Annotated in this window: 15 protein-coding genes; 2 read left to right on the top strand and 13 right to left on the bottom strand. The window is 61.8% G+C overall.

What is annotated here, in order from left to right; translation table 11 throughout:
* Positions 1 to 134: 134 nt before the first annotated feature.
* Genes HBR93_RS13385 through HBR93_RS13365 form a run of 5 tightly spaced genes read right to left on the bottom strand, consistent with a single transcriptional unit; the run spans position 135 to position 4,043 of the window.
* Positions 135 to 770, bottom strand: a complete 636-nt coding sequence (locus HBR93_RS13385; protein ID WP_057439255.1) for an SCO family protein — start codon at positions 768 to 770, stop codon at positions 135 to 137.
* Entirely contained in the window at positions 767 to 1,666 is a 900-nt protein-coding gene (gene cyoE, locus HBR93_RS13380; protein ID WP_057444836.1) for a heme o synthase, read from the bottom strand. The genes HBR93_RS13385 and cyoE overlap by 4 nt, the downstream gene beginning before the upstream one ends.
* Positions 1,654 to 2,733 carry a COX15/CtaA family protein gene (locus HBR93_RS13375; RefSeq protein ID WP_128593083.1) on the bottom strand — a complete coding sequence of 360 codons (1,080 nt, stop codon included), beginning with the start codon at positions 2,731 to 2,733 and terminating at the stop codon, positions 1,654 to 1,656. Before HBR93_RS13375 ends, cyoE begins: the two co-directional genes overlap by 13 nt.
* A 10-nt stretch (positions 2,734 to 2,743) precedes the next feature.
* Positions 2,744 to 3,337, bottom strand: coding sequence for a hypothetical protein (locus tag HBR93_RS13370; RefSeq protein ID WP_115129339.1), 594 nt, complete (start codon positions 3,335 to 3,337; stop codon positions 2,744 to 2,746).
* Positions 3,303 to 4,043 carry an SURF1 family protein gene (locus HBR93_RS13365; RefSeq protein WP_057439256.1) on the bottom strand — a complete coding sequence of 247 codons (741 nt, stop codon included), beginning with the start codon at positions 4,041 to 4,043 and terminating at the stop codon, positions 3,303 to 3,305. The genes HBR93_RS13370 and HBR93_RS13365 overlap by 35 nt, the downstream gene beginning before the upstream one ends.
* Before the next feature lie 85 nt (positions 4,044 to 4,128).
* Between HBR93_RS13365 and HBR93_RS13360 the strand changes: the two genes are divergently transcribed.
* A complete protein-coding gene (locus HBR93_RS13360) occupies positions 4,129 to 4,332 on the top strand; it encodes a twin transmembrane helix small protein (RefSeq protein ID WP_017528731.1) in 204 nt (67 codons plus the stop codon).
* A 4-nt stretch (positions 4,333 to 4,336) separates the two neighbouring features.
* On the opposite strand, the gene HBR93_RS13355 is transcribed toward HBR93_RS13360, so the two are convergent.
* From HBR93_RS13355 to coxB, 4 genes are all read right to left on the bottom strand, one after another.
* Entirely contained in the window at positions 4,337 to 5,224 is an 888-nt protein-coding gene (locus tag HBR93_RS13355) for a cytochrome c oxidase subunit 3 (RefSeq protein WP_057957900.1), read from the bottom strand.
* Between the two features lie 34 nt (positions 5,225 to 5,258).
* Positions 5,259 to 5,810 carry a cytochrome c oxidase assembly protein gene (locus tag HBR93_RS13350; protein ID WP_057439257.1) on the bottom strand — a complete coding sequence of 184 codons (552 nt, stop codon included), beginning with the start codon at positions 5,808 to 5,810 and terminating at the stop codon, positions 5,259 to 5,261.
* A 120-nt stretch (positions 5,811 to 5,930) separates the two neighbouring features.
* On the bottom strand, positions 5,931 to 7,520 hold the full coding sequence (ctaD, locus tag HBR93_RS13345; RefSeq protein WP_169960464.1) for a cytochrome c oxidase subunit I: 1,590 nt from the start codon (positions 7,518 to 7,520) through the stop codon (positions 5,931 to 5,933).
* A gap of 58 nt (positions 7,521 to 7,578) precedes the next feature.
* Positions 7,579 to 8,706: a cytochrome c oxidase subunit II gene (gene coxB / locus HBR93_RS13340; RefSeq protein WP_115127091.1), complete on the bottom strand. Its 1,128-nt coding sequence runs from the start codon at positions 8,704 to 8,706 to the stop codon at positions 7,579 to 7,581.
* A 367-nt stretch (positions 8,707 to 9,073) separates the two neighbouring features.
* Here coxB and HBR93_RS13335 point away from each other — a divergent pair, with 367 nt between their 5' ends.
* A complete protein-coding gene (locus tag HBR93_RS13335; RefSeq protein ID WP_057957897.1) occupies positions 9,074 to 9,721 on the top strand; it encodes a hypothetical protein in 648 nt (215 codons plus the stop codon).
* Positions 9,722 to 9,807: 86 nt separating this feature from the next.
* On the opposite strand, the gene HBR93_RS13330 is transcribed toward HBR93_RS13335, so the two are convergent.
* The 4 genes from HBR93_RS13330 to HBR93_RS13315 all read right to left on the bottom strand — a co-directional run bounded on the left by HBR93_RS13330 (position 9,808) and on the right by HBR93_RS13315 (position 14,839).
* Positions 9,808 to 11,355 (bottom strand): SulP family inorganic anion transporter, encoded by a 1,548-nt coding sequence (locus tag HBR93_RS13330; protein ID WP_115127089.1) that lies wholly within the window; start codon positions 11,353 to 11,355, stop codon positions 9,808 to 9,810.
* 85 nt (positions 11,356 to 11,440) lie between these two features.
* Positions 11,441 to 12,172 carry a carbonic anhydrase gene (locus tag HBR93_RS13325; RefSeq protein ID WP_057957895.1) on the bottom strand — a complete coding sequence of 244 codons (732 nt, stop codon included), beginning with the start codon at positions 12,170 to 12,172 and terminating at the stop codon, positions 11,441 to 11,443.
* 231 nt (positions 12,173 to 12,403) lie between these two features.
* Positions 12,404 to 13,462, bottom strand: a complete 1,059-nt coding sequence (locus tag HBR93_RS13320; protein WP_057957894.1) for a PA0069 family radical SAM protein — start codon at positions 13,460 to 13,462, stop codon at positions 12,404 to 12,406.
* An 81-nt stretch (positions 13,463 to 13,543) separates the two neighbouring features.
* Positions 13,544 to 14,839 (bottom strand): cytochrome c, encoded by a 1,296-nt coding sequence (locus HBR93_RS13315; protein ID WP_169960463.1) that lies wholly within the window; start codon positions 14,837 to 14,839, stop codon positions 13,544 to 13,546.
* Between the last annotated feature and the right edge of the window lie 4 nt (positions 14,840 to 14,843).

The following is a 14,843-nucleotide window of genomic DNA, read 5'->3' as shown; positions in this document are numbered from 1 at the left end:
GGAGCAGCTTTATGTGGGAGCGGGCTTGCTCGCGATGCAGGCGCCGCGGTGTATCAGTTACACCGCGGTGATGCTATCGCGAGCAAGCCCGCTCCCACATTTGTTTTGTATGGTCAGCAAAATAGCCGTTCGGCTCAGTTGCGCTGCAACAACCCTGGCAACTGCGCCACCAGCTTCTGGTTGTTCAACGGCGCACGAATAAACCCGCGCTGGGTGCCGTCCGGGCCGATCAACGCCAGGTTGCCGCTATGGTCGACGGTGTAGTTCGGCTTGCTGGTATCCGCCGGAATGAACGGAATGCTCACGGCATTCGAGACCTTCTGCACCTCTTCCACATTCGCCCCGGTCAGGCCTGCAAATTGCGGATCGAAGTAGCTCAGGTATTGCTTGAGCTGAGTCGGCGTGTCGCGATGCGGGTCAACGCTGACCAGGATCACCTGCAGCTTATCCACCACGTCCTTGGGCAGCTCGCTCTTGATTTGCCGCAGCTGGGCGAGGGTGGTCGGGCAAATGTCCGGGCAGAAGGTGTAGCCAAAGAACAGCACGCTCCACTTGCCCTTCAACTCATTGACCAGTACCGGCTGGCCGTCCTGGTTGGTCATGGTCACAGGCGGCAGCTGGCGGCTTTGCGGCAGCAGGATAATGCCCGCGTCGATCAATGCCGTGGGGTCGCCCTGGCCCTTGCCAGACAGCACTTTGTTGACGGTCAGGCCCATGATCAACGCCACCAGGGCCACCAGGATAAAGACAGTTTTTTGAGTTCGAGTCATAGGTTCAACAATAAGTAGTGGTCTACGAGCAGGGCGATAAATAGCAAAAACAGGTACCAGATAGAGTACTTGAAGGTATTGATCGCCGCGTGCGGCCGACTGCCACGGTACAGCACCCAGGCCCATTGCAGAAAGCGCGCGCCCAGAACCAGCGCACACCCCAGGTACAACAGCCCGCTCATATGGATCACATAAGGCATCAGGCTCACCGCCAGCAGCGCGAAGGTGTAGAGCAGGATATGCACCTTGGTGTAGTGCTCGCCGTGGGTCACCGGCAGCATCGGGATATCGGCCTTGGCGTACTCCTCCTTGCGATGGATGGCCAGGGCCCAGAAGTGCGGTGGGGTCCAGGCGAAGATAATCAGCACCAGCAACAACGGCTCGGCACTCACATGCCCGGTGACCGCCACCCAACCGAGCAACGGCGGCGCCGCGCCGGCCAGGCCGCCGATCACGATGTTCTGCGGCGTCGCCCGCTTGAGAAAACCGGTGTAGATCACCGCATAGCCCAGCAGCGAGGCCAATGTCAGCCAGGCCGCCAGTGGGTTGGTAAACGCCAGTAACAAGCCCAGCCCGGCCACCGCCAGCGCCAGGGCAAATGTCAGCGCGGCGGCCGGCGACACCCGGCCTTCCGCCAGCGGCCGCTTATGGGTGCGGGCCATCAGCGCGTCGATGCGCCGGTCCACCACATGGTTGACCGCTGCCGCGCCACCGGCACACAGGGCAATCCCCAGGTTGCCGAAGATCAGCACCGTCCACGGCACCCCGGCGCGGGTGGCGAGAAACATACCCACCAGCGAGGTGATCAACATCAGCACCACCACCTTGGGCTTGGTCAGCTCCAGGTAGTCGCGCCAGATCGCCTGGCTGTGACGCTCGCCAATCAAGGTCGCCATGGCATCTCTCCTTTAAGGGTAATCAGACCCGACACGTGCTTGCGCGGGCTGAAGCGCCAACCGAACGGCACTTGATGGCGGACCCGCACCAGGCTGGTACGGGCGTGGTAATTGACCAGCACCAGGGTCAGCAGCAACGCTGCACCGCCGGCGTTATGGGCGACCGCCACCGGCAGCGGCAAATGAAAGTACACATTGCTCAGGCCCAGGCCGATCTGCACGGCCAGGGCGACCAGCAGCAGGCCCGCCAGGCGGGTCATGCCCACCGCCTTGAGCTGCCAGGCCAGGCCCAGCAGCGCCACAGTCACCACCAGCGCGCCCAGGCGATGGGTCAGGTGAATCGCCGTACGCGCATCACTGTCCAGTTGCCCGCCCAGATAGTTGGGGCCGATATGCTGGGTCAGGTGAAAGCCATTGGCAAAATCCGCCGCCGGCCACCACTCGCCATGGCAGGTCGGCAAGTCGATACAGGCCACCGCCGCATAGTTGGAACTGACCCAGCCACCGAGGGCGATCTGCCCGATCACCAGCACCAGGCCGGCGGTGGCCCAATACTGCAAACGCCGGGGCACGATCAGTGCCGGCAACACCCCGGACAGACGCAGGGTCAACAGAAACAACAGGCTTAACGTCGCGAAGCCACCCAGCAAATGCCCAGTGACCACCTGCGGCCAGAGCTTGAGCGTCACCGTCCACATGCCAAAGGCTGCCTGGGCAAACACCACAACCAGCAGGAACAGCGGCAGCTTCAACGGCTGCCCCGGATGCCGGCGATGGGTCCAGGCGCGGGTGGCCAACAGCGCGATCAACAACCCCAGGGTGCCCGCCGCATAGCGATGGACCATCTCGTTCCAGCCCTTGTCGGCCTCCACCGGCGTGTCCGGGAAGTGCAACTCGGCATGGGCCAACTGGGCCTCGCTTTTCGGCACGCTGATAAAGCCATAGCAACCCGGCCAGTCCGGGCAACCGAGGCCGGCATGGGTCAGGCGCGTGTAGGCGCCCAGCAGCACCACAATCAGCGCCAGCAGGGTGGCAAACAGCGCGAGGCGAAATCCAGGTTTGGCCATGACGATGCCCTTATCCGATATTCGACAGTTTCAGCAGGTGGCGCAGGTCGTTGAGCAGATCCTTGCCCTTGACCCGCGCGTCATAGCGCAGCACCAGGTTGCCGTGGGGGTCAACGATCCACAGTTGCGCATCGCCCGGCGCGGCGGCATTTTGCTTGAAGGTCGGCAGGTCCAGGGGCAAGCGCCGCAATTGCGGGTATTCGGCTTTGAGCTTGGCCTCGTACGCGGCGCTGACCGGCTGCGCACTGGCCAGGGCATGGCTGGCACGGGACGCATCACGCCCCAGGCCGATCTGCAGCTGGCGTGCGAGGTAGACCAACTGCTGGCAATCGGCGGCGCAGGCCGCGGGTGCGGTCACCAGCAATTGCCAGCGCCCCTCGTCGGCCTGTACGCCGATATCGGCGCGGGTCTGGCCGTTGCCGATCATCTCGCCATGATCACTGCGGTTATCCGGCACCCAGAACTGCCACTTGTACATCAGGGTCGCCAGCACCATCGGGCCGATCACCATCAGCAGGATCAGGATCAGTTGCCAGCGCCCCTTGCTGCGATTGGGTGCCGCTGGCGTGTCAGACATGTTGAGTGGATTCATGGCCGCTCCCATGGTGCTTCTCCCTTGCGTTGTGCCAGCCGAGGTAGAGGTAAAGGCCCAGCAGCGCCAGCGCCATGGCGAACCACTGCACGGCATACCCCACGTGTTTTTCCGGCCCCATGGCCACCACCGGCCATTGGGTTTCATAAGTCGCCGGGCCCGCTTCGGCCCGTAGTTCAAAGGCAAACCCGCTGCGCTCCAGCTCGGCCCACAGCGCCTGCGGGTGCAGCGCCGTCAGCAGGCGCGGCCATTGCGCGGCTGCCGGGTCGGCGTGTAGCTGGAACGTCTCGCCGGGGGCGACATACACCCAGGCGTTGATATTCAAAGGTTGGTCGGGGGTGGTGAAAGCTGGCGGCGTGCGCCGATCCGGCCACGGCAGCCAGCCGCGATTGAGCAACAGCCACTGGCCGCTGGCCTGGTCATGAAAGGGTTGCAGCAACTCGACGCCGGCCTTGCCGTCGCGCATTCGGTTATCCAGCAGCACGCTGTGCCCGGCATCGAACTCCCCGCGCAACTGCACCCGGCGAAAGGCCGGATCAGCCACCGCCGCCAGTTGCGCAACGCTGAGAGGCTGCGCCGCCCGGCGCTCGGCGTAACTCTGGAGCAGCGCCTGTTTTTCCTGGCCACGGGACAACTGCCAAAAACCCAGGAACACCATCAACGGCAGCAACACCAGCACCACCAGGGTCGGTGCAATCCCGGGGCGAAAGCGTTTCATGGCGTTACCGCGAAGGTCGATGCTGCGCTGGCTATACTGAATCTCATTGCCCGCCCCTCAAAATAAAGAGCCCTGGAGCCTGACCATGCTCAAAGCCGCTATTGCCCTGATGCTGATCGCTACCGTTGTGAGCCTGTTCAGTGGCTTGTTCTTTCTGGTCAAGGACGAAGGCCACTCCAATCGCCTCGTCACCGCCTTGACCGTGCGTGTGGTGCTGGCCGTGATCACCCTGGCACTGATCACCTGGGGGTTCTTCAGCGGCCAGCTGGTTTCCCACGCCCCCTGGTAAGTCGCTACAGCACGTAGACGAAGAAAAACAACCCGATCCACACCACGTCGACAAAGTGCCAATACCAACTGGCCGCTTCGAAACCGAACTGGTGCTCGGCATTGAAATGCCCCTTGAGGATGCGCATCAGCATCACGAACAAAATGATCGTGCCGATGGTCACGTGGGCGCCGTGAAAGCCCGTGAGCATGAAGAACGTCGCGCCATACACCCCGGACCCCAGCGTCAGGCCCAGCTCTTTATAGGCGTGGATATATTCCTCGGCCTGGAAGCCGAGGAACGCCACCCCCAACAACACGGTGATCGCCAGCCAGATCTTCAGCGCGCCGCGATGGCCCTTGCGCAGGGCGTGGTGGGCGATGGTGATGGTCACGCTGGAGCTCACCAGCAAGATGGTGTTGACCAACGGCAAGCCCCACGGGCTGATGGTGCCTTCCGGCGCCGGGAACAGCTTGGGATCCGGGTTGTTGAGCAGCGGCCAGGCGAACTCGAAGTTGGGCCACAGCATATGGGCAATGCCCTTGGAGCCCTCACCGGCGAGCCACGGCGCCGACATATGCCGCACATAGAACAGCGCGCCAAAGAACGCGATGAAAAACATGACCTCGGAAAAGATGAACCAGGTCATGCCCCAGCGGAACGAGCGGTCCATCTGCGCGCTGTACAAGCCGGCGCGGCTTTCTTTGATCACCGCGCCAAACCAGCCAAACATCATGTAGGCCAGCAGCAGGCTGCCGACGAAAAAGATCAGCGGGCCGTGGGATTCCGGGCGCGCCGCCTTGAGGTCGTTGAACCACACACCCAGGCCATACACGGTGATCAACAGCCCAAACGTGGCAATTATTGGCCATTTGCTTTGCGCTGGTACGTAGTACGTATCATGAGTCGACATGTATCCGTTCTCCTAATCGAGCCCGCAGGCACGCCTAGCCGCCGGTATGGACAGCCACGGGCGGTTGGCGCGCAGTGATATCGAACAGCGTGTACGCCAGGGTCAAATGCTTCACATCCTTGGGCATGTCGCGGTCGACAATGAAGCGCACCGGCATCTCGATGCGCTCTCCCGGCTGCAGCACTTGCTGGGTGAAGCAAAAACACTCGGTCTTGTGGAAGTACATCGCCGCTTCGGCCGGGGAAATACTCGGGATCGCCTGGGCTGTCATCGGCTTGTCGGTGGGGTTGAAGGCCACGAACACCATCTCGTTGACCGCACCGGGATGGACCACGATTTCGTCGGCCCTGGAGTGGAATTCCCAGACCATATCGATGGCATTGGTCGACAGGAACTGCACCCGTATCTGGCGCGAGGGGTCGACCACCTGCGAGCCCTCGTACTGCCCGGCGGTCTTGCCGTTGATGCCAAACGCTTTGCACATCACGTCGTAGATCGGCACCAGGGCAAAGCCGAAGGCGAACATCGCCAGCACCAGGATGAGCAGGCGCGTGACCAGGCGGTTGAGAGGTACGGAGTCAGCCATGACGCCCACCTGGGCGAGCTGGCTTCGCGATGAGGCCCTCAAGCTCTGCAGGGGTCTTGAGGCCGCCATCGCGCGCAAGCCCGCTCCCACAGGGGATCGGGAGTGTTTTCATGACCGGGTTCATTTGACCTCCGGCGGCGTGGTGAAGGTGTGGTAGGGCGCCGGTGAAGGAATGCTCCACTCCAGCCCTTCGGCGCCATCCCACGGCTTGGCCGGTGCCGGCTGGCCGCCACGGATGCACTTGATCACGATAAACAGGAAGAAGATCTGCGTGGCACCGAACATAAAAGCGCCAATCGACGACACCATGTTGAAGTCGGCGAACTGCAGGTTGTAGTCCGGCACCCGCCGCGGCATCCCGGCCAGCCCCACGAAGTGCATGGGGAAGAACGCCATGTTCATCCCCACGAACGACAGCCAGAAGTGCAGCTTGCCCAGGGTTTCGTCGTACATGTGGCCGGTCCATTTCGGCAGCCAGTAGTAGGCCGAGGCGAAGATCCCGAAGATTGCGCCGGGCACCAGTACGTAATGGAAATGCGCCACCACAAAGTAGGTGTCGTGGTACTGGAAGTCCGCCGGGGCGATGGCCAGCATCAGCCCGGAAAAGCCACCGATGGTGAACAGGATCACAAAGGCCACGGCAAACAGCATCGGCGTCTCAAAGGTCAGCGAGCCTTGCCACATGGTGCTGACCCAGTTGAACACCTTGACCCCGGTGGGCACCGCGATCAGCAGGGTGGCGTACATGAAGAACAACTCGCCCACCAACGGAATGCCCACCACGAACATATGGTGCGCCCACACGATAAACGACAGGAACGCGATACTCGCCGTGGCGTAGACCATTGAGGTGTAGCCAAACAGCGGCTTGCGCGAGAAGGTCGGGATGATCGAGCTGACGGCACCGAAGGCCGGCAGGATCATGATGTACACCTCGGGATGGCCGAAGAACCAGAACACATGCTGGAACAGCACCGGGTCACCGCCGCCAGCGGCGCTGAAGAAGCTGGTGCCGAAGTGGATATCCATCAGCATCATGGTCACGCAACCGGCCAGTACCGGCATCACTGCAATCAGCAGGAAGGCGGTGATCAGCCAGGTCCAGACAAACAGCGGCATCTTCATCAGGGTCATGCCGGGTGCGCGCAGGTTGAGGATGGTCGCGACCACGTTGATCGCGCCCATGATCGAGCTGATGCCCATCAGGTGGATGGCAAAGATAAAGAACGTCACGCTTTCCGGGGCGTAAGTGGTAGAGAGCGGGGCGTAGAAGGTCCAGCCAAAGTTCGGCCCACCGCCCGGGCTGAACAACGTCGAGACCAGCAGCAGGAACGCCGCCGGCAGCAGCCAGAAGCTGAAGTTGTTCATGCGCGGCAGGGCCATGTCCGGCGCGCCGATCATCAGCGGGATCATCCAGTTGGCCAGGCCGACAAACGCCGGCATCACCGCGCCAAACACCATGATCAGGCCATGCATGGTGGTCATCTGGTTGAAGAACGCCGGCTCGACGATCTGCAGGCCCGGCTGGAACAGCTCGGCGCGGATCACCATGGCGAACGAACCACCCAGCAGGAACATGGCGAAGCTGAACCACAGGTACATGGTCCCGATATCTTTGTGGTTGGTGGTCAGCACCCAGCGCATCAAGCCCTTGGCGGGACCGTGGGCGTGGTCATCGGCATGACCGTGGTCATCAATCACAGTGCTCATGACCGTTCTCCTGCAAGCGGATGGGCGGGGCGGTTCAGGGCATACGCAATGAAGAGGTTCATTTGCTTTCCGCCTGTTTGATGGCCAGCACGTCTTTAGGCGTGACCATGTCGCCTTTGTTGTTGCCCCAGGCGTTACGTTCGTAAGTCACGACCGCCGCAATATCGACTTCCGACAGTTGCTTGCCGAAGGCCGCCATCGCTGTACCGGGCTTGCCGTGGTAGACGATGCTCAGGTGGTCTGCCGCCGGTCCAGTGGCGATCTTCGAGCCTTTGAGCGCCGGGAACATCGGCGGCAAGCCCTGGCCTTCGGCCTGGTGACAGGCCACGCAGGCGGTGTGGTAGACCTTGTCGCCACGGGCCACCAGCTCTTCGAGCGTCCACTCTTTAGAGGTCAGCTCCTTGAGCTTGGCAGCTTCCTCCTTGCGCTCGCCGAGCCAGGTGGCGTAGTCGGCCTTGGACTTGACCTCGACCACGATGGGCATGAAGCCGTGGTCTTTGCCGCACAGCTCCGCGCACTGGCCACGGTAGATGCCGGGCTTCTCGACCCGGGTCCAGGCCTCGTTGACGAAGCCGGGGATGGCATCGCGCTTGACCGCAAACGCCGGCACCCACCAGGAGTGGATCACGTCGGCGGCAGTCACCAAGAAGCGCACCTTGGCGCCCACTGGCAGCACCAGCGGCTGGTCGACTTCCAGCAGGTAGTGTTCGCCCTTGGTGGCCTGGTTATGGATCTGCTCGGCGGGGGTGGCCAGGTTGCTGAAGAACTCGACGTCCTGGCCCAGGTATTTGTAGTGCCACTTCCACTGATAGCCGGTGACCTGGATATCGATATCCGACTCACTGCTGTCGTAGATGTTGATCAGGGTCTTGGTCGCCGGAATGGCCATGGCGACGAGGATCAGCAAGGGCACCACGGTCCAGAGAATTTCCACCGTCGTACTTTCGTGGAACTTGGCCGCCACCTGGCCCGTGGAACGTCGATGCATAATCATCGACCAGAACATGGCGCCAAACACGATGATGCCGATCACCACACAGATCCAGAAAATGGTCATGTGCAGGTCGAATACGGCGTGACTGACTTCCGTGGCCCCTGGTGCCATATTCACCGTCCAGGCGGCCTGCGCCTGGCTGAATACTGACCACAAGAGTAAGCCCATCCAAACATGTGGATGTCGCGTCATTGCGGGTTCCCCTTATCGTTCTTGTTATCCCGCCGGTTTGCACCTGCGGCCAAGGGGGCGGCTTCCAAACTGCTTACATCCGCCAAGCCTTGCCTGCCTAATGCAGTCGGGCGTCATCAGCTAATTGCGTACATCCCCGAGTATAGACAGCGACTGCGACCCCGCAATGTGAGGGGGCAAATCAGTGAAAAGAGACGAACGGCGCTGGCCAGCCCGCAGATTGAAGGCCTATCCGACGAACGATGGCGATTCGATATAACAGCGATGCATAACCATGAAATAATTATGACAAATGCATCTTAGGGGCTCGTATAAACGAGCTACCTTATGCAATCCCCTTTCCTACGCCCGTATTACTGGAGCTTTCATGAACACCGCCGCATTGCGCGAGCAGATTTCCCGTGCCCATCAACACGAAGCATCCACCGGCCTGTTGGCTAAACAACTGGACGCACAGTTACCGCACCTGCACTCGGCCATTTCCCTGGCCGAGGGTGATCGTAACGCGGTGATGACACGTTTCGTCAGCGCCTACATCGCCCAGGTCCCGGACCTGCTGGATGCCGCCAACGACGTGGCCCGGGAAGCCGGAATTGAAAGCCAGATCAAGCCGGTGCTGAAAATTGCCGAGCATTTCTTTCTGCAGCCACCCGCGATCCTGGCCGCCCATGAAGGCCTGAACGGCCTGCTGGACGAGGCCTACCTGGCCCATCGGCTGGTGGAAGAAGTCAACGATCTGTATATCAAGCATTTCGGCCAGCCCTTGATTCCGGCGGACACCACCGTTGCCAATGTGATTGCCCACCAGTTGATCGGCGAAGATTTCGCCAATCAGCTGGACGAAGCCGTGCACCTGGCGGTGGATGAAATGCTCAATGAAGAGAGCTTCGCCCTGGAGTCCGTCGAGGCCTATCGCGAGCAGCTCAAGAGCCCGGCAACGGAAGCCGCGTGGAAACGCTGGCCGTGCCTGTCGCGCCAGTTGGGTGTGGAGTTGGAGCTGGATCAGCCGGCCTGAGTTTTCCTGCCAGGCATAGAACAAATGTGGGAGCGGGCAAGTCGAATCGTCGCACCGCCGCGCCCACATTTTTTTATCCGGTTTCGTCAGCCCACTGATGGGGCCGAACCAATCCGCGTCGTGGTACGTATCCGCCCTTCCAAACGACGCTTCAACCCCCGCGCCTCGATCACCAACTTCGAACCCTTCGCCGCATTGGCCCGCCCCCATTCCTCCAGCAACTCCAGACACGAATGGTCCACGTAGCTCAGGTTATTGAGCGGCACATGCACGGTCGTACCCGCCGGCACGGTCGCCAGCACCTGGGTCAATGCAGGCACCTTGAGAAAGGTCGCCGCCCCCACCAGTCGCAACTCCATTTCACCGTCCTCGGGCAGGTCGACCAGGCTGACTTTCAAGCGTGATGCCTTCCACGCCAGTTTCACCAGGGTCAGGCCGAAGCCCACCAGCACGCCCGTCAGCAAGTCGGTAAAGATGATCGCCAGGGCCGTGGCCGCGTAGGTGAACATCGGCATCCGGCCATAGCGCCCCAGGCCACGGAACGCCTTGAGGTCCACCAGCTTGATCCCGGTGTACACCAGCACACCCGCCAGGCTCGCCACCGGAATGCTCTGCAGCACGCTCGACAGCAGCAACACAAAGGCCAGCAGCCAGAGACCGTGGAACATCGCCGACAAACGCGTGGTCGCCCCCGCCTGGACGTTGGCCGAGCTGCGCACAATCACACCAGTCATGGGCAATGCGCCCACCAGACCGCACAGCATGTTGCCTACACCCTGGGCGGATAACTCCTTATCGAAGTCCGAGCGTTGGCCGTTATGCATGCGGTCCACTGCTGCCGCCGAGAGCAGAGTTTCGGCACTGGCAATAAAGGCCACCGCGAAGGCCGCGATCAACAGGTTGGGGTCGGCCAGGTTCAACAGGTCGCTGGGGCGCAGCCAATCAATTGCGTCGGCAAGGTTTTCTGGCACCTCAACGCGCTTGACCTGCAAGGCCAGCGCCAGGCTGGTCGCGGTCGCCAGGCCCACGCCGAGCAATGCCCCCGGCACAAAACGCAGTTTTTGCGGGCGAAACCGGTCCCACAACCACATCACCAGCATGGTCGCCAGGCCCAGCAGACCGGCTTGCCAACCGAGCCCGCCACCCAGGCTGGGAATGGCCTGGGCCACTGCGGCGGGAAAGCCGGCGAGGTTATCCAGCCCGGAGGGTTTGGGCGCCCCATCGAGCATCACATGGACCTGCGACAGGACAATCAACACTCCGATCCCCGCCAGCATGCCGTAGACCACCGCCGGCGCCGTCACCCGGAACCAGCAGCCCAGGCGCAGGCGCCCGGCCACCAGTTGCAGGAAGCCGGCCAACAACAGGATCGGCCCGAGCATCAGCATGCCGTGCTGGCGCACCAGTTCGAACACCAACACCGCCAAGCCGGCCGCCGGCCCGCTGACTTGCAGGGGCGAACCGGCCAGCCAGCCCACCACCAGGCCACCAATGATCCCGGTAAGCAGGCCCTTGGCCGGGGGCATGCCCGAGGCAATGGCGATCCCCATACACAAGGGCAAGGCCACCAGAAACACCACCACCGAAGCCAACAGCTCCCGTGGCAGCACTGTTTTTAATTGAGCTGCACGCATGATGACTCTCCCGAGGCATTCGCCGGGCGTGGCAAGGCCTGGCTGCATCCATGGCAGCCATCGCATTACCCGGCAGGGGATTGTTTTAGAAGCGCGCTTTGGGCGTCGCCGAAGGGATCGGTCCGGAACCGCTCAACGGCCGGAATGTGGCCTGATCCGCGTCGTAGGCTTTGATTTCACTGGTCTCGATGTTGTAGATCCAGCCATGGATAAACAAATGACCGTTGGCCATGCGCGATGCCACGGAGGGGTGGGTGCGCAAGTGTTGCAACTGGGCGATGACGTTTTCTTCGGTCAGCACCTGCATGCTTTCGCCTTCGTTGGCGCAATCACAGTTGTCCTGGACCATGGTCTTGGCGACTTCGGCGTGGCGCAGCCAGGCTTTGACCGTGGGCATTTTTTCCAGGCTCTGGGGGTTGAGCACTGCCCGCATGGCGCCACAATCGGAGTGGCCGCAGACAATAATGTGCTGCACGCCCAGCGCCAGCACCGCGTACTCGATGGCCGTGGACACACCGCCGTTCATCTGCCCATAAGGCGGCACGACGTTACCTACGTTACGGGTCACGAACAGATCGCCCGGGGAGCTCTGGGTGATCAGTTCCGGAACAATGCGCGAGTCGGCACAGGTGATAAACATCGCCCGTGGGCTCTGGGCCGTGGCGAGCTTCTTGAAGAGCTCTTCCTGCTGGGGGAAGACCTCATTATGGAAATGCAAAAAACCATCAACAATGTGCTGCAGCGCTGCATCGGCGGACTCCGCCTCGTGAGGGGCTGAAGCCGACGCAGCCAACGGCTGTTTATCCTTGTCACTCATGATTCATCCTCGTGGTTGGGGCAGGAGAGTCTTGTAGTTGAGGTCGACGCGCGATCACCGGGAAACAACACATGGAAACCACCCAGCCAGTGCCGCCGACCCACCAGTCACTTGATGAACAAGGTACCTGCCGAAACTTAACTCAAACTGAATCAACCGCTCTATCTCGCGGGTTTCAGTGATGTCAAAACGCGACCACCCTGGCCGGGCAACACGCGCTTTTGTATCAGTCTACAACAAAGCCAGCTGCCTGCCGGGCGGACAGAATGCACTGCAATCAAGATTAAACCCTTCCCGACGATTGAGCCCCAAGCGCTTGATCGCCTTGGCAAATCGTTGCGCCAGCAAATCGGCAAACGGCCCCTCACCGCGCATGCGCACGCCGAAGCGGCTGTCATAGACTTCCCCGCCACGTACCTGGCGGACCAGGCTCATCACATGGGCCGCTCGCTGCGGATAATGGGCCGCCAGCCATTCCTCGAACAGCGGCGCTACTTCAAGGGGCAGGCGCAGCATCATATAGGCCGCGCTCTGCGCCCCGGCGGCATGGGCTTCGGCCAGCAGGCTTTCCAGTTCACTGTCGTTGATCATCGGAATCATTGGCGAACACAGCACACCCACCGGGATACCCGCCTCGCGCATTACCCGGATCGCCCGCAGCCGCGCCTTGGGCGCCGCCGCACGGGGCTCGAGGATGCGCTTGAGTTCATCGTCCAGGCTGGTGAGGCTGATCATCACCGCCACCAGCCGCTGGCGGGCCAGCTCCGTGAGCAGGTCAAGGTCACGCAGGATCAACGACCCCTTGGTCACGATAGTCACCGGGTGGCGATAGCGCAGCAGCACCTCCAGGGTTTGCCGGGTGATCTGGTATTCACGTTCGATCGGTTGATACGGGTCCGTATTGGAGCCCAAATTGATCGGCGCACACACATAGCCGGGCTTGGACAATTGTTGCTCCAGCACCTGGGCGGCGTTGCTCTTGGCGATCAGCTTCGTTTCAAAGTCCAGGCCCGGGGACATGTCCCAATAGGCATGGCTGGGCCGCGCATAACAATAGATACAACCGTGCTCACACCCCCTGTAAGGGTTGATGGAGCGGTCGAACGGCAGGTCCGGCGAGGTGTTGCGGGTGATGATGGTCTTCGCCGTCTCGATGCGCACTTCGGTGCCCTGGGTCGGCGGTACTTCCTGATACCAACCGTCGTCCTCGGCCACACTGACCGTGGGCGCAAAGCGATTGTGCAGGTTGGTGGCGGTGCCTCGCCCGCGCGGCGGCAGAGGAGTGGACATACAAGCGCCTCGATACTGTTTTTATATACAGTATCGAGGCGCAGCGTCTCTGACCAGTGCCGTTGGGCGGCAAAGGCTGAATCAGTGACTCGTCACTTGCCCCAGATCGTCGCCCGAGGTGGTGTGTTTATCGCTTTTGCGCAGGTCGGCCACGTCGCCAGCCTTCACCGGCGCGCCCTGGTTACCCCAGCTGCCACGGATAAAACTCACCACATCCGCCACTTCCTGATCCGACAGGCGCCAGGCAAAGGCCGGCATGGTGAAGGTGGAAGGCGCGGCGTGAGTGGCCGGCAGGGTTCCGCCATTCAACACAATGTTGATCAACGATGTGGCATCCGCCGTCTGCAACACCGGATTGCCCGCCAGCGCCGGGAACACCCGGGTATAGCCATGACCATCGGTACGATGGCAGGCCGCGCAGTTGTCGATGTACACCGCCGCGCCCGGCCGACTGTCATCGCCCTTCCACAGCGCCTCGGCCACCTGCTTGTCGTATTGGTGCGGCTGATCCTTGGGGTCGACTGCCGGCAGGCTCTTGAGGTAACGGGCGATAGCGGTCAGGTCGTCTTCAGACATGTACTGCATGCTGTGGACTACAACGTCGCTCATGCCGCCAAACACCGCACTGCGATCACTGCGGCCGGTCTTGAGAAACTGCACCAGTTGCTCTTCGCTCCAACTGCCCAGGCCATCCTTGTGGTCACCGCGCAGGCTTTTGGCGATCCAGCCTTCCAGCGGCGCACTGCCCGACAGGAACGCAGAACCTTCAGACGCGCTCAGGGCCTTTTCCTGCATGGTCAGAGCGCGCGGGGTGTGGCAGGCGCCACAGTGGCCGAGACCTTCCACCAGGTAGGCGCCACGGCTGATTATCGGGTCGGCATCGGCCGGGGCCTGGTAGTCCGCCACCTCGGGTGCGAACATCCAGCGCCATGCGGCCAGGGGCCAGCGCATGCTCAAGGGCCAGGGAATGTCGCTGTCCTGGTTCGGCTGGGCGACCGGCTCCACCCCTTTCATGAAGTACGCATACAGCGCCTGCATATCGGTTTCGCTGACGCGAGCGTAAGACGGGTAGGGCATCGCCGGGTAAAGGGTACTACCACTTATGGCGACGCCATGGCGCACGGCCTTGTCGAAGTCTTCAAAGCTGTAGTCCCCCAGGCCGGTTTTGTCCGGGGTGATGTTGGTGGAGTAGATCACGCCGATCGGGGTTTCCATCGGCAGGCCACCGGCAAACGGCTTGCCGCCCTTGGCGGTGTGGCAGGCCACGCAGTCACCGGCGCGGGCCAGGTATTCGCCTTGTTTGATCAGATCAGTTTCAGCCGCGCTCACCGAGCAACTGCTGAACAGGGCCAGGGTCGCGATAACAAATGCTTTCATGGTC

The organism is Pseudomonas sp. WS 5411, from assembly GCF_012985595.1.
In the GTDB taxonomy this organism is placed as follows: Bacteria; Pseudomonadota; Gammaproteobacteria; order Pseudomonadales; family Pseudomonadaceae; genus Aquipseudomonas; species Aquipseudomonas shahriarae.
This window is presented reverse-complemented; position numbering and strand designations above follow the sequence as displayed.

Bases quoted from the DNA above. Each gene is read 5' to 3' on its own strand.
- HBR93_RS13370 (WP_115129339.1), bottom strand. From the start codon at position 3,337: ATGGGAGCGGCCATGAATCCACTCAACATGTCTGACACGCCAGCGGCA.
- HBR93_RS13335 (WP_057957897.1), top strand. From the start codon at position 9,074: ATGAACACCGCCGCATTGCGCGAGCAGATTTCCCGTGCCCATCAACAC.
- HBR93_RS13365 (WP_057439256.1), bottom strand. From the start codon at position 4,043: ATGAAACGCTTTCGCCCCGGGATTGCACCGACCCTGGTGGTGCTGGTG.
- HBR93_RS13315 (WP_169960463.1), bottom strand. From the start codon at position 14,839: ATGAAAGCATTTGTTATCGCGACCCTGGCCCTGTTCAGCAGTTGCTCG.
- ctaD (WP_169960464.1), bottom strand. From the start codon at position 7,520: ATGAGCACTGTGATTGATGACCACGGTCATGCCGATGACCACGCCCAC.
- coxB (WP_115127091.1), bottom strand. From the start codon at position 8,706: ATGACGCGACATCCACATGTTTGGATGGGCTTACTCTTGTGGTCAGTA.
- HBR93_RS13385 (WP_057439255.1), bottom strand. From the start codon at position 770: ATGACTCGAACTCAAAAAACTGTCTTTATCCTGGTGGCCCTGGTGGCG.
- HBR93_RS13360 (WP_017528731.1), top strand. From the start codon at position 4,129: ATGCTCAAAGCCGCTATTGCCCTGATGCTGATCGCTACCGTTGTGAGC.
- HBR93_RS13325 (WP_057957895.1), bottom strand. From the start codon at position 12,172: ATGAGTGACAAGGATAAACAGCCGTTGGCTGCGTCGGCTTCAGCCCCT.
- cyoE (WP_057444836.1), bottom strand. From the start codon at position 1,666: ATGGCGACCTTGATTGGCGAGCGTCACAGCCAGGCGATCTGGCGCGAC.
- HBR93_RS13330 (WP_115127089.1), bottom strand. From the start codon at position 11,355: ATGCGTGCAGCTCAATTAAAAACAGTGCTGCCACGGGAGCTGTTGGCT.
- HBR93_RS13320 (WP_057957894.1), bottom strand. From the start codon at position 13,462: ATGTCCACTCCTCTGCCGCCGCGCGGGCGAGGCACCGCCACCAACCTG.
- HBR93_RS13355 (WP_057957900.1), bottom strand. From the start codon at position 5,224: ATGTCGACTCATGATACGTACTACGTACCAGCGCAAAGCAAATGGCCA.
- HBR93_RS13350 (WP_057439257.1), bottom strand. From the start codon at position 5,810: ATGGCTGACTCCGTACCTCTCAACCGCCTGGTCACGCGCCTGCTCATC.
- HBR93_RS13375 (WP_128593083.1), bottom strand. From the start codon at position 2,733: ATGGCCAAACCTGGATTTCGCCTCGCGCTGTTTGCCACCCTGCTGGCG.